Annotated in this window: 13 protein-coding genes; 11 read left to right on the top strand and 2 right to left on the bottom strand. The window is 46.6% G+C overall.

Annotated elements, in window-relative coordinates:
- Positions 1-113 precede the first annotated feature (113 nt).
- On the top strand, positions 114-1,406 hold the full coding sequence (spoIVB, locus tag BM278_RS06545) for a SpoIVB peptidase (protein WP_090948557.1): 1,293 nt from the start codon (positions 114-116) through the stop codon (positions 1,404-1,406).
- Positions 1,407-1,719: 313 nt separating this feature from the next.
- Positions 1,720-2,499 carry a sporulation transcription factor Spo0A gene (spo0A, locus tag BM278_RS06540; RefSeq protein ID WP_090948556.1) on the top strand — a complete coding sequence of 260 codons (780 nt, stop codon included), beginning with the start codon at positions 1,720-1,722 and terminating at the stop codon, positions 2,497-2,499.
- Between the two features lie 35 nt (positions 2,500-2,534).
- On the opposite strand, the gene BM278_RS06535 is transcribed toward spo0A, so the two are convergent.
- A complete protein-coding gene (locus tag BM278_RS06535) occupies positions 2,535-2,681 on the bottom strand; it encodes a YycC family protein (RefSeq protein ID WP_090948555.1) in 147 nt (48 codons plus the stop codon).
- A 114-nt stretch (positions 2,682-2,795) separates the two neighbouring features.
- Here BM278_RS06535 and BM278_RS06530 point away from each other — a divergent pair, with 114 nt between their 5' ends.
- A complete protein-coding gene (locus BM278_RS06530; protein ID WP_090948554.1) occupies positions 2,796-3,539 on the top strand; it encodes a glycerophosphodiester phosphodiesterase in 744 nt (247 codons plus the stop codon).
- Here BM278_RS06530 and BM278_RS06525 read toward each other — a convergent pair.
- On the bottom strand, positions 3,536-3,784 hold the full coding sequence (locus tag BM278_RS06525; protein ID WP_090948553.1) for a DUF2627 domain-containing protein: 249 nt from the start codon (positions 3,782-3,784) through the stop codon (positions 3,536-3,538). The genes BM278_RS06530 and BM278_RS06525 overlap by 4 nt on opposite strands.
- Before the next feature lie 137 nt (positions 3,785-3,921).
- Between BM278_RS06525 and BM278_RS06520 the strand changes: the two genes are divergently transcribed.
- The 8 genes from BM278_RS06520 to BM278_RS06485 all read left to right on the top strand — a co-directional run bounded on the left by BM278_RS06520 (position 3,922) and on the right by BM278_RS06485 (position 14,165).
- Positions 3,922-5,988: a sigma-54 interaction domain-containing protein gene (locus BM278_RS06520; RefSeq protein WP_090948610.1), complete on the top strand. Its 2,067-nt coding sequence runs from the start codon at positions 3,922-3,924 to the stop codon at positions 5,986-5,988.
- 130 nt (positions 5,989-6,118) lie between these two features.
- Positions 6,119-7,018 carry a phosphate butyryltransferase gene (yqiS, locus tag BM278_RS06515; RefSeq protein ID WP_090948552.1) on the top strand — a complete coding sequence of 300 codons (900 nt, stop codon included), beginning with the start codon at positions 6,119-6,121 and terminating at the stop codon, positions 7,016-7,018.
- A gap of 26 nt (positions 7,019-7,044) precedes the next feature.
- Positions 7,045-8,148 (top strand): leucine dehydrogenase, encoded by a 1,104-nt coding sequence (locus BM278_RS06510; protein WP_090948551.1) that lies wholly within the window; start codon positions 7,045-7,047, stop codon positions 8,146-8,148.
- A gap of 61 nt (positions 8,149-8,209) precedes the next feature.
- Positions 8,210-9,322, top strand: a complete 1,113-nt coding sequence (gene buk, locus BM278_RS06505) for a butyrate kinase (protein WP_090948550.1) — start codon at positions 8,210-8,212, stop codon at positions 9,320-9,322.
- Positions 9,323-9,336: 14 nt separating this feature from the next.
- On the top strand, positions 9,337-10,758 hold the full coding sequence (gene lpdA, locus BM278_RS06500) for a dihydrolipoyl dehydrogenase (protein WP_090948549.1): 1,422 nt from the start codon (positions 9,337-9,339) through the stop codon (positions 10,756-10,758).
- A 23-nt stretch (positions 10,759-10,781) separates the two neighbouring features.
- Positions 10,782-11,777 carry a thiamine pyrophosphate-dependent dehydrogenase E1 component subunit alpha gene (locus tag BM278_RS06495; protein ID WP_090948548.1) on the top strand — a complete coding sequence of 332 codons (996 nt, stop codon included), beginning with the start codon at positions 10,782-10,784 and terminating at the stop codon, positions 11,775-11,777.
- A gap of 12 nt (positions 11,778-11,789) precedes the next feature.
- Complete coding sequence (locus BM278_RS06490) at positions 11,790-12,773, top strand: alpha-ketoacid dehydrogenase subunit beta (RefSeq protein WP_090948547.1); 984 nt, start codon at positions 11,790-11,792, stop codon at positions 12,771-12,773.
- Between the two features lie 90 nt (positions 12,774-12,863).
- On the top strand, positions 12,864-14,165 hold the full coding sequence (locus BM278_RS06485; protein WP_090948546.1) for a dihydrolipoamide acetyltransferase family protein: 1,302 nt from the start codon (positions 12,864-12,866) through the stop codon (positions 14,163-14,165).
- Positions 14,166-14,190 lie beyond the last annotated feature (25 nt).

Here is a 14,190-nt window from a genome sequence, read left to right as displayed (position 1 = left end):
ATGGGTAGCTTTTTTTATGGGGAAAGCGATTATATTTCCACGGTTTAAGGCAAAATTAAAACTGTAGCCGCTTTTTCGAAGGGTGTAGGTGGGAGCGAGGAGAGTGAAAAAGATTGAGTGCAGAGGCAATCCGGAAAATAATAGGGGTTTTTCTCCTTGTTTCGCTGACGATCATTAGTATGTCAAAACCGATTAAAGAGTATTTGCAAATTCCAAAACAAATCGTGATGTTTGAAGGAGAAACGATGCGATTTTCTTCTACAGCGCTCCCAGTGCAAACGACGGTAAAAGACGCTTCCAAATCGATAGAAGTTCACAAACATGCTCATTCGTTTTCCGTAAAAGCAAAACAACGTGGCGAAAAGAAAATGGTATTGGAAGTTGCTGGCATGCCGGTAAAACAAGTGGATGTGAAAGTGCTGCCAAGTTTAAAGGTCGTCCCCGGAGGGCAATCGATTGGCGTTAAGTTAAATACAGTAGGAGTTCTTGTCGTTGGTTACCATCTAATCGAAACAGAAAACGGAAAAAAATCGCCGGGCGAAATTGCCGGCATTAAAGTGGGAGATATGATTACCGGTATTAACGGAAAAAAAATCGAAAACATGGATGATCTTTCTCCTTTTATTGAAGAAGCAGGAAAAATAGGAAAACCGCTTCATCTTCAAGTTCTTCGTGACCAACACTCCTTTACGACGAAATTAGTTCCGTTAAAGGATAAACACGATCACGCTTACCGCATCGGATTGTACATCCGTGATTCTGCCGCCGGCATTGGCACGATGACGTTTTATGACCCTGTTTCCAAAAAATACGGAGCATTAGGTCATGTCATTTCCGATATGGATACGAAAAAACCGATTGTTGTGCAAAACGGTCAAATTATGAAATCGACCGTTACATCCATTGAAAAAGGAAGCAGTGGCAATCCTGGTGAGAAATTAGCACGATTTTCAAGCGATAAGGAAGTTATCGGAAATATTACTGATAACAGTCCGTTTGGCATTTTTGGCACGCTGTCCAAACCGATCGACAACGGAATTTTTACGAAGCCGATTCCGATCGCGTTATCGAGCCAAGTCAAGGAAGGACCGGCAAAAATGTTGACCGTTGTGGAAAATGATAAAGTCGAGCCATTTGATATTGAAATTGTAAGTACCATTCCACAAAAATTTCCAGCCACAAAAGGTCTTATCATTCGTGTCACTGATCCGCGTTTATTAAAAAAGACGGGCGGAATCGTTCAGGGGATGAGCGGAAGCCCGATTATTCAAGATGGAAAATTAGTCGGCGCGGTTACCCACGTATTTGTCAATGATCCGACATCTGGCTATGGCGTTCATATCGAATGGATGTTACACGAAGCGGGAATTGATATATACGGGAAATCGAACAAAAAGGCGAGCTGACGAGCTCGCCTTTTTGAAATTTTATTTACAAAAAATTTCGTGAAAAACGTCATAAATTCAGCTTTTTTTGCATAGATATTTGATAAAACATCATATAAAATGGATATGTAAAGAGATTTTTCGATAAAATCATGCTCGTATTCCATAAAAAATTGTCAAATCAAGTCGTTTTTTGATATAATTCCAAAAATTATTTGTTTTTTTTAATATTTTTTAAAAAATGAAAGGATTTTTCATTGTATTGTCGAACTTATTATAATGGAGTTTTCATCTACATAACAATAGAATTTTGGGAGTAAGGGGGAAGATTTTCTTGAAAATTAAAGTATGTATTGCGGACGATAATCGTGAGTTAGTGAATTTGCTCGAAGAATATATTTCTAGCCAAAACGATATGGAAGTGATCGGGACTGCTTATAATGGCCAAGATTGCTTATATATGCTTGAGGAAAAACAGCCGGACGTGTTATTGTTGGACATTATTATGCCACATTTAGACGGATTGGCCGTATTGGAAAAAATTCGTGCGAAGCGGGAAAAACAGCCGAACGTCATCATGTTGACGGCGTTTGGCCAAGAAGATGTGACGAAGAAAGCGGTTGAACTTGGCGCCTCTTATTTTATTTTAAAGCCGTTTGACATGGAAAATTTGGTGTATCATATCCGCCAAGTGCATGGAAAAGCAGCGCCAATGGTGAAAAAAGCAACGTCTGCTTACCAAACGCGGGATAACAGGCCGAAAAATTTGGATGCAAGCATCACGAGCATCATTCACGAAATCGGCGTTCCGGCGCATATTAAAGGATATTTATACTTACGTGAAGCGATCGCGATGGTATATAACGATATTGAATTGCTCGGCGCAATTACGAAAGTGCTTTACCCAGACATCGCGAAAAAATACAACACGACCGCTAGCCGTGTCGAGCGGGCGATCCGCCATGCGATTGAAGTCGCTTGGAGCCGCGGCAATCTCGAATCGATTTCTTCCTTGTTCGGCTACACCGTAAGCATGTCCAAAGCCAAACCGACGAACTCGGAATTCATCGCGATGGTGGCGGACAAGTTGAGACTCGAACATAAAGCTTCTTAAAGATAAAAAAGGTAGTCTGTGGCGACTACCTTTTTTCATGGTTGTTCACCTTGCTTTTTTTCTAATTCGAGCAGTTTTTGCACTAAAATGTGCTGAGGCATATGCATAATTTGTTCGATCGGCATTCCTAGCGCTTTCGCTAATTTTTGCGCTGTTTCTAAGGAAATTTGCAGCGGTCTCATCTTCTTATCACCTCGCTTGCTAGTAAAAACAGTATAGCAATTTTTTTGTTTTTCCGCATATATTTTTATGATCACGTTTGCATGAGGTTGACAGAAGGGAGTTAAACAAAACGCATGACCAAAATTTTCGCGCACCGCGGTTCTGCCGGCACACATCCGGAAAATACGATGTTCGCTTTTTTGGAAGCGGAGCGAGTCGGGGCGGACGGGATTGAATTGGATGTGCAGCTGACTAAAGACGGGCAAATTGTTGTGATTCATGACGAAACGATCGACCGAACGACAGATGGAACAGGCTGGGTAAAAGATTTTACGTACCGCGAATTACAACAATTTAACGCCGCGTATAAATTTGCTGATCAATATGATGGTTGCCGCATCCCTCTGCTTGAGGAAGTGCTGGCATGGATTCGCTCGACATCGTTGTTGTTGAATATTGAACTAAAAAATAGCTTCGTTGTATATGAAACACTAGAGCAAAAAGTCATCGATATGATCAAGCGCTATCAATTGGAGGAACGCACCGTTTTATCGTCTTTTAACCATAATAGCATGGCGTTTTGCCGCCATCTTGCGCCAAATATAGAGACGGCTATATTATATATGGAGCCTTTATACGATCCATGGAAATACGTTCGAGCGATCGGAGCAGACGGGCTCCATCCTTATCATCGGACTGTGTCAGCACCGTTTGTTCGTCAAGCCCGCAGCCACCGAATTGCCGTGCGCCCGTTTACGATTAATAAAGAGTCGTTGATGCAAAAAATGTTCCAATACGGAGTGGATGCGATTTTTACGGATTATCCGCTTAAGGCGAAAGAAGTGCGCAACAAAAAAACGCCCTCAACGCAATATTAGGGCGTTTTTTTCTTTTTCTGAAACCGCGGCTGGACTTTGTTTCGTTTCCGGTCACGATGCAAAATAAATCCCCCGATAAATGCCAAGCCGGCCGCAAATAAAAGAAAGCCGCCTAAAAATTGCAGGGAAAGAGACGGAAATGGGGAATGCAAAATGCCGAATAATGTGTCACGCATCCATTTAATGCCTAATGCGGCTAACAAACCGGGAATGACTAAAATGAGAAGAGCGATGATCCGCAGCATCACGATCGAATTCCTTTCGCTTAAAAAGTCGCTTCATGAACCATCATAACGGTTTGGCACCATTTGTCAAGCAAAGAAAAAACAATTATGATAAAAATATCTGCAAAAACTTGCACAATGAAAAGAGCGGTGATAAGGTGAAAAAGGTATTGATCGTTGGTGCTGGAAATGGAGGCACGGCGTTATTAAAGCTGTTGGATCAAACGGCTATGTTTCAAATTGTCGCTGTGGTGGATATTGATGGAAAATCTCCCGGGATGAAAGTGGCGAAAGAACGAAACATTCCAACCGGAACGGACTGGCGTGCTTTCATAAGCGAAGAAATAGACCTTATTATTGAAGCGACGGGAAAACAGAAAGTGTTAGAGGAGATTCGCAAACGATGCGCTCCAAACACAATCGTTGTTCCGGGAACAGTCGCGCCAATGATAGCCGAACTTGTCAAAGAAAAAGAAATGCTGATTGCGAAACTGAAAAGCGAAACAACGCGACGCGGCTTAATTTTTAATTCTGCGCATGACGGAATGATTGTCGTTGACGAATTTGCGTACATTACGGATATGAATAATAGCGCTGCGGAAATGATGGAAGTAGATAAAGAGGAAGTCATTGGAAAACATATTTTAGAAGTTATTCCAGCGAGCGGATTGCCGCGAGTGTTAAAAACGAAACAAACCGAATTTCATCAAGAATTAAAATTAAAAAATGGCAAAAAAATTATTACAACACGGATTCCGATGATGGATGAAACGGGAAAACTGATCGGCGCACTGGCTGTTTTTAAAGACGTTACAGAACTAGTAAAGCTAGCGGAAGAAATCACGGATTTAAAAGAAATGCGCATCATGCTTGAGGCGATTATCCATTCCTCGGAAGAAGCGATTTCAGTTGTCGATGAGCACGGCAACGGCATTTTCATCAATCCCGCTTATACGCGCATTACCGGCCTATCGGAAGAAGAAGTCATCGGCAAACCAGCAACTGCTGACATCGCTGAAGGAGAAAGCGTGCATATGCAAGTGCTAAAAACGCGCCGGCCCATTCGTGGCGTGCGCATGAAAGTTGGCCCGAAAAACCGTGATGTCGTGGTGAATGCGGCGCCAATCATCGTTGACGGCGTATTAAAAGGAAGCGTTGGTGTGATTCATGACGTTTCGGAAATTCAACGGCTCACAGCCGAATTGAATCGAGCAAGGCAAATTATCCGCACGTTAGAAGCGAAATATTCATTTGCCGATATTATTGGGACGTCGGAGGAAATAACGGTAGCGATCGAGCAGGCAAAATTGGCGGCAAAAACGCCGGCAACCATTTTGCTTCGCGGCGAATCCGGCACGGGGAAAGAATTGTTCGCCCATGCGATTCATAACGCGAGTGATCGAAAATATAACAAATTTATTCGCGTGAATTGCGCGGCCATTTCTGAAACACTATTAGAGAGCGAATTGTTTGGCTACGAAGAAGGAGCGTTTTCCGGAGCGAAAAGAGGAGGAAAGCGCGGGTTATTTGAAGAGGCGAATAATGGAAGTATTTTCCTTGATGAAATTGGCGAACTTTCTGCCAATACGCAGGCAAAGTTGCTTCGTGTGCTGCAAGAAGGAGAAATCGTTCGCGTCGGCGGCACGAAGCCGATTCCGATTAACGTTCGCGTCATTGCGGCAACAAATGTCAACTTAGAAAAAGCAATTGCGGAAGGAACGTTCCGCGAAGATTTATACTATCGATTAAACCGTATGCCAATTTATATTCCTCCGTTGCGGGCGAGAAAAGAAGATATCCCCGCGCTATGCCGGCATTTAATTCAAAAGCTTAATCAAGACTACGGCCGCAATGTCGAAGGGGTGACGCCGGCTGCGCTCGATTATTTATTGTCTTACGATTGGCCGGGAAATGTTCGCGAATTAGAAAACGTATTAGGGCGAGCGATGATTTTTATGAAATTTAATGAAGTGATGATCGATGTTCATCATATTCCACCGCTTGATATTTCGAAGGAATCCCCATCTTTTCATAAACATGAAAAGGAAATGGAAATCCATCCTCTTCACGAGATGATCGAGCAATACGAAGCGAAAATCATCGAACAAGCGTTGCGGAAATATAACAACAATAAAACCGCGGCGGCGCGTGCGCTCGGCATTTCGATTCGCAATTTATATTACAAGCTGGAGAAGTACGGAATTGCAAAAAAAAGCACGCAATAATTTGCGCGATATGCAAATTACTGCATGGTGAGAACAGAAAATAAAACGTTTTCATAAGTTTGTTATTGGCACGTTTTTTGCATTTTAGTAAAGTGACTCGACAAATTTTATAAAGAGGTTGGTGCATTAGATGAAGCTGCAGTCGTTGATCGATCGTGCTACGAAATCCATCGATATAACGGTAGCTGTCGCGGCAGCGGAGGACGAAGAAGTCATCGACGCGGTGGCGATGGCGCTTGATCACCATTTCGGAAGGTTTGTGTTGTACGGGGATCGGGAACAAATTTGGCAGCTGTTAAAGCAAAAGAATTATGCCAATTTGGACAACATTCAAATCGTTCACGTCAATTCTGCCATGCAAGCGGCTGAACTTGCCGTCAGAGCCGTTCATTTAAATGAGGCGGACGTGCTTATGAAAGGAAACGTTCCGACCGCCACGCTTTTAAAAGCGGTGTTAAACAAAGAATATGGTTTGCGCATCGGGAAAGTGCTTTCCCATGTCGCGGTATTTGAAGTCCCCGGTTACGATCGGTTCATCATTGTGACTGATGCCGCGATGAATATTTCACCTGATTTAGAGCAAAAAGCGCAAATTATTTCGAATGCGGTTGCGATAGCCCACGCGATTGGTATTGAAACGCCAAAAGTAGCAGCGCTTGCAGCGGTGGAAGTAGTGAACCCATCCATGCCGGCAACAATGGATGCTGCGGCATTGACGATGATGCAAAAGCGCGGGCAAATAAAGGGTTGTGTTATTGACGGCCCGCTTGCGCTTGATAACGCTGTTTCGCTTAAGGCTGCCGAGCATAAGCGCATTGATAGCGAAGTTGCAGGAAAAGCAGACATTTTGCTCGTTCCGGACATTGAAGCGGGAAACATGCTGTATAAATCGCTCGTTTATTTTGCGAACGCGAAAGTCGGCGCAATCATTGCTGGAGCAAAAGCGCCGATCGTCCTTACGTCGCGTGCCGATTCCGCAGAGAGCAAGCTTTACTCATTAGCCCTTGCTGTTTGCTCCGCATCGAAATAAAAGACTATTGTTGAGGAGGAATCACTATGGAACTTTTTAAATATATGGAAAAATACGATTATGAACAATTGCTATTTTGCCAAGATAAAGAGTCAGGGCTAAAAGCGATTATCGCGATTCATGATACGACGCTCGGACCGGTGTTAGGCGGCACGCGCATGTGGATGTATGAATCGGAAGAAGCAGCGATTGAAGACGCGCTTCGTTTAGCGCGCGGCATGACTTACAAAAACGCCGCAGCAGGACTGAACCTTGGCGGGGGAAAAACCGTTATTATCGGCGACCCGCGCAAAGACAAAAATGAAGCGATGTTCCGCGCGTTTGGCCGCTTTATTCAAGGGTTAAACGGCCGCTATATTACGGCGGAGGATGTCGGCACGACGGTGGAAGACATGGATATTATTTATCAAGAAACCGACTATGTCACGGGAATTTCCCCTGAATTCGGTTCATCCGGAAATCCGTCTCCGGCGACTGCCTATGGTGTTTACCGCGGCATGAAAGCGGCAGCGAAAGAAGCGTTTGGCAGCGATTCGCTCGAAGGAAAAGTCGTTGCTGTGCAAGGTGTTGGAAGCGTCGCGTACCACTTATGCCGCCATCTTCATGAAGAAGGGGCAAAACTGATCGTTACCGACATCAACAAAGACGCGGTGCAGCGGGCGGTCGAAGAATTTGGCGCAAAAGCGGTGGACCCGAACGATATTTACGGTGTCGATTGCGATATTTTTGCGCCTTGCGCGCTCGGCGGCATCATTAACGATGAAACGATTCCGCAATTAAAAGCGAAAGTCATTGCTGGTTCGGCGAACAATCAGCTCAAAGAGCCAAGACATGGCGATATCATTCATGAAATGGGGATCGTTTACGCTCCGGATTACGTGATTAACGCGGGCGGTGTCATTAACGTCGCGGATGAATTGTACGGTTACAATCGTGAGCGCGCGATGAAAAAAATTGAACAAATTTATGATAATATTGAGAAAGTATTTGCGATTGCTAAACGTGACGGCATCCCGACGTACAAAGCGGCGGACAGACTCGCAGAAGAGCGAATTGAAACGATGAGAAAGTCTCGCAGCCAATTTTTGCAAAACGGCCACCATATTTTAAGCCGCCGTCGCGGTCGTTAATGGAAATCTATTGGAAGCGGATCCCTTTCCGCTTCCGCAGCCAGAATGGAGGTAACCATCGTTGCAAGAGCAGAAGTTTCGCATTTTAGCCATCAATCCTGGATCGACCTCGACAAAAATCGGCGTGTTTGATAATGAGCGCCCCATTTTGGAAAAAACGCTCCGCCATGACTTAGAAACGTTGCAGCAATATCAATCGGTTGCCGATCAATACGCATTTCGCAAACAGACGATTTTAGACGCATTGGACGAAGAAGGAATCAATCTTTCTAAATTAAGCGCTGTCTGCGGCCGCGGCGGCCTGTTGCGCCCGATTGAAGGGGGAACGTACCGCGTCAATAAGCAGATGCTTGAGGATTTGCGAAAAGGGTATTCCGGCGTGCATGCTTCGAATCTCGGCGGAATTTTAGCCTATGAAATTGCTTCTGCTTTAAATATTCCCGCGTTTATTGTTGACCCTGTCGTTGTCGATGAACTCGAACCAATCGCCCGCATTTCCGGATTTGCGCTCATTGAACGAAGAAGCATTTTCCACGCGTTAAACCAAAAGGCGGTGGCGCGCCGCGTCGCCAAACAGCTTGGGAAACGATATGAAGAATTAAATTTGATCGTTGCTCATATGGGCGGCGGAATTACCGTCGGTGTCCATAAAAAAGGGCGAGTGGTGGATGTGAATAACGGATTGGACGGGGAAGGTCCGTTTAGCCCGGAGCGAGCCGGCACGGTGCCCGCGGGAGATCTCGTTTCGTTATGCTTCTCAGGAGAGTATGATCGCGATGAAATAATGAACATGCTCGTCGGAAAAGGCGGACTCGTTAGTTATCTTGGCACGAACGATGCGGTAAAAGTCGAAAAAATGATCGAAGCGGGCGATGAAAAGGCAAAGCTTGTCTATCGCGCAATGGCATATCAAGTAGCAAAAGAAATTGGTGCGGCAAGCGCCGTGTTGGCGGGAAACGTTGATGCGATCATTTTGACAGGCGGACTTGCATACGGAAAGCAATTTGTGAAAGAAATTATCGATCGAGTGGACTGGATCGCTGATGTCATCGTTCACCCAGGCGAAAACGAACTGCAGGCGCTTGCCGAGGGAGCGCTGCGTGTCTTGCTCGGAGAAGAAAAAGAAAAAGTATATCCGAGCGGAAAATTCGCGACAGCGACCGTTTTGCGATAGAAAGGAGAAACGTTATGGCAAAAGAGTATGACCTCGTCATATTGGGCGGCGGTACAGGCGGCTATGTTGCTGCGATTCGCGCCTCGCAATTAGGATTGAAAACGGCGGTTGTCGAAAAAGGCAAATTAGGCGGAACTTGTCTTCATGCCGGCTGCATCCCAAGCAAGGCGTTGCTGCGCAGCGCCGAAGTATACGCACAAACGAAAAATAGCGAGGCGTTTGGTGTCATTGCGAGCGATGTACGTCTCGATTTTGCGAAGGTGCAAGCGCGCAAGTCTGCCATTGTTGAACAGCTGTATAAAGGTGTTCGGCACTTGATGAAAAAAGGAAAGATTGACGTATACGCAGGCTTCGGCCGCATTTTAGGCCCGTCGATTTTTTCGCCGATGCCGGGAACGATTTCCGTGGAAATGAACGATGGGACAGAAAATGAAATGCTTGTCCCGAAAAACGTCATCATCGCCACAGGTTCGCGCCCGCGGACGCTGCCAGGGCTGGAAATTGACGGAGAGTTTGTCATCACTTCGGATGAAGCGCTGCAAATGGAAACACTTCCTTCTTCTATTATTATCGTCGGTGGCGGTGCCATCGGCATTGAATGGGCATCGATGCTTAATGATTTTGGAGTAGAAGTGACGGTGTTGGAATATGCGGACCGCATTTTGCCATCCGAAGACCGTGACGTATCAAAGGAAGTAGAAAAACTGCTGAAACGCCGCGGCATTACGGTTATGACAGAAGCAAAAGTGCTTCCAGAGACATTGGAAAAAGGAAGTGGAGTCACGATTAGAGCAGAACATCAAGGCGAGCAAAAAACGTTTACAGCGGAAAAAATGCTTGTTTGCATCGGGCGTCAAGCAAACATTGAAGGAATCGGCCTGGAAAATACAGATATTGTCATAGAAAATGGGGTTATTCAAACGAACGAGTTTTACCAAACGAAAGAGCCGCATATTTATGCGATTGGCGATGTGATCGGCGGCTTGCAACTGGCACACGTAGCGTCCCACGAAGGAATCGTCGCTGTCGAGCATATCGTCGGCCAAAATCCATTCCCGATCGACTATACAATGGTTTCAAAATGCGTCTACAGCCGTCCGGAAGTCGCCAGCGTCGGCTTGACGGAAGAAGAAGCGAAAGCAAAAGGTTATGAAGTAAAAGTCGGCAAATTTCCGTTTAAAGCGATTGGCAAAGCGCTCGTGTTTGGCGAAGCGGAAGGGTTCGTAAAAATCGTTGCCGATCAAAAAACGAACGACTTGCTTGGCGTTCATATGGTCGGCCCACATGTCACCGATATGATTTCCGAGGCGGGGCTCGCGCGCGTATTGGATGCGACGCCGTGGGAGGTGGCGCATGCGATTCATCCGCATCCGACGTTGTCGGAGGCGATGGCGGAAGCGGCGCTTGCCGTTGATGGAAACGCGATTCATTTTTAAGCGAATAAAAGGAGGTTGTCTCGATGGCGGAAAATCGACACAAAGCGCTAGGCTTAAGCGATGAGACGGTATTGCAAATGTATGAAACGATGTTGTTGGCTCGGAAAATCGATGAGCGCATGTGGTTATTAAACCGCGCTGGAAAAATTCCGTTCGTTATCTCTTGCCAAGGGCAAGAAGCGGCGCAAGTCGGCGCGGCGTTTGCCCTTGACCGCACGAAAGATTATGTGTTGCCTTACTACCGCGATATGGGCGTTGTTTTAACATTTGGCATGACGCCGAAAGAGTTAATGCTATCCGCGTTTGCGAAAGCGGAAGATCCAAACTCTGGAGGACGGCAAATGCCGGGTCACTTCGGGAAAAAGAAAAACCGCATCGTCACCGGCTCATCTCCAGTAACGACGCAAGTGCCGCATGCGGTCGGCATCGCGCTGGCGGCGAAAATGGAAAAGAAAGATTTTATCGCGTTTGTCACGTTCGGCGAAGGGTCATCGAACCAAGGAGACTTCCACGAAGGTGCAAACTTTGCCGGCGTCCATAAGCTTCCTGTTATTTTTATGTGCGAAAATAACAAATACGCGATTTCTGTGCCAATTTCTAAACAATTAGCGTGCGAAAAAGTATCGGACCGCGCCATCGGTTACGGCATGCCGGGCTATACGGTAGACGGAAACGACCCGCTTGAAGTATACAAAGTCGTTAAAGAAGCGGCTGACCGCGCTCGTCGCGGCGAAGGACCGACATTAATTGAAACGGTTACCTATCGTTTAACTTCGCATTCTTCCGACGACGATCAACGTGCATACCGTTCCGAAGAAGAGCTTGCTGAAGCGCGCGCCAAAGATCCGATTATTTCGTTTGCGAAATATTTAAAAGAAGTCGGCGTGTTGACAGACGAACTAGAAAAAGAAATTCACGATCGTGTCATGAAACAGGTCGATGAAGCGACCGACTACGCTGAAAGGGCGCCGTACGCGGAACCGGAGGATGCCTTAAAGTACGTATACGCGGAGAAGTAAGGAGGAAAAACAATGCCAGTGATTTCTTATATTGATGCTGTGACGATGGCGATTCGCGAGGAAATGGAACGTGACCCGCGCGTTTTCGTATTAGGGGAAGACGTTGGAAAAAAAGGTGGGGTATTTAAAGCGACGCAAGGATTGTATGAACAGTTCGGCGAAGAGCGCGTCATCGACACTCCCCTGTCGGAATCAGCGATCGTTGGTGTCGGAATTGGCGCGGCGATGTACGGCTTGCGCCCGATTGCCGAAATTCAATTTGCTGATTTCATCATGCCTGCAGTCAACCAAATTATTTCGGAGGCTGCTCGCATTCGCTACCGATCCAACAACGACTGGAACTGCCCGATCGTCATTCGCGCTCCTTACGGCGGCGGCGTTCATGGCGCATTATACCATTCGCAATCAGTGGAAGCGATTTTTGCGAACCAGCCAGGGTTAAAAATCGTCATGCCGTCGACGCCATATGATGTCAAAGGATTGTTAAAAGCGGCCATTCGCGATGAAGATCCGGTTCTTTTCTTTGAGCATAAACGCGCGTATCGCTTAATTAAAGGCGAAGTGCCGGAAGACGATTACGTATTGCCGATCGGCAAAGCGGACGTTAAACGCGAAGGTGATGATATTACCGTGATTACGTACGGACTGTGCGTTCATTTCGCTCTCGAAGCGGCAGAACGCGTCGCGCAAGACGGCATCTCCGCGCACATTCTTGATTTGCGCACCGTGTATCCGCTAGATAAGGAAGCGATTATCGAAGCGGCAAGCAAAACGGGCAAAGTGCTGCTTATTACGGAAGATAACAAAGAAGGAAGCGTTATAAGCGAAGTGGCGGCGATTATCGCTGAACATTGCTTGTTTGATTTAGACGCGCCAATTATGCGCCTTGCCGGTCCGGATGTTCCGGCGATGCCATATGCGCCGACGATGGAAAAATTTTTTATGGTCAACCCGGATAAAGTGGAAAAAGCGATGCGCGATCTAGCGGCATTTTAAGGAAGGAACATCAAGGTGGTTATTTTCATTTTGCCCAGCTATGCCATTTTTCAAACATAGCTTTTACCCGAGAGAATAGGAGGTTATAATGTGGCAATCGAACAAATTACGATGCCTCAGCTAGGTGAAAGCGTCACGGAAGGCACGATTAGCAAATGGCTTGTATCTGCCGGCGACAAAGTAAACAAATACGACCCAATTGCCGAAGTGATGACGGATAAAGTGAACGCGGAAATCCCTTCGTCATTTACAGGTGTGATCAAAGAAATTGTCGCCAGCGAAGGAGAAACGATGCCAGTAGGAGCGGTCATTTGCACAATCGAAGTGGAACCGTTGGATCAAGAAGCACAAACGGGGGAAAAACAAGAAGAGGCACGAAAAGAGGAACAAGCTGCAGGGCCGGAGCCGAAAAAACCGGCAAAAGCGAAAGGGCGCTACTCGCCAGCGGTATTGCGCCTGGCCCGAGAATATAGTATTGATCTCACGCAAGTCCAAGGGACGGGATTGGACGGACGGATTACGCGCAAAGATTTGTTAAAACTAATCGAATCCGGAAATATCCCGAAAGCGAGTGCGCAGCCAGCGGCTTCGTTCCAGATTGCCCAGCAGCCAACATTAGCGCAAGAAGCGAAAAAAGCGGAACAAGCGGCTGTTTTGCAACAGCCGATGGCGCCAAGCGTTCCTGTTCATGCAGGAGATGTCGAAATTCCGGTCACACCGGTGCGCAGAGCGATCGCCGCGAACATGCTCCGCAGCAAGCATGAAGCGCCGCACGCTTGGATGATGGTCGAAGCCGATGTGACGAATTTAGTGGCATACCGCGATGCGATAAAAGAGGAGTTTAAAAAACGCGAAGGCTTCAATTTGACGTATTTCGCTTTCTTTGTTAAAGCGGTCGCGCAAGCGTTGAAAGAATTCCCGCAGCTTAACTCGATGTGGGCGGGCGATAAAATCGTGCAAAAAAAAGACATCAACATTTCGATCGCGGTTGCCGCGGACGACGCGCTATTCGTGCCTGTCATTAAACATGCCGACGAAAAATCCATTAAAGGCATCGCTCGTGAAATCGCTGAACTGGCGGCAAAGGCGCGCGCTGGCAGGCTCCGTCCGGAAGATATGCAAGGCGGCACGTTTACGGTGAACAACACCGGCACGTTCGGCTCGGTGCAATCGATGGGCATCATCAATTATCCGCAAGCGGCGATTTTGCAAGTCGAATCGATCGTCAAACGCCCAGTTGTCAAAGACGGGATGATCGCCATCCGCGACATGGTCAACTTATGTTTATCGCTTGACCATCGCGTTTTGGACGGCCTCATTTGCGGCCGCTTCCTCGCGCGTGTGAAAGAGATTTTGGAAAACGTGTCAAAAGACAATACGCCGATTTATTAATGGCACCCCCGCCGTTATTTCGTAT

This window comes from Parageobacillus thermantarcticus (genome assembly GCF_900111865.1).
GTDB lineage: Bacteria > Bacillota > Bacilli > Bacillales > Anoxybacillaceae > Parageobacillus > Parageobacillus thermantarcticus.
The sequence above is the reverse complement of the archived record's forward strand: the minus strand, read 5'-3'. Positions and strand labels throughout refer to the sequence as shown.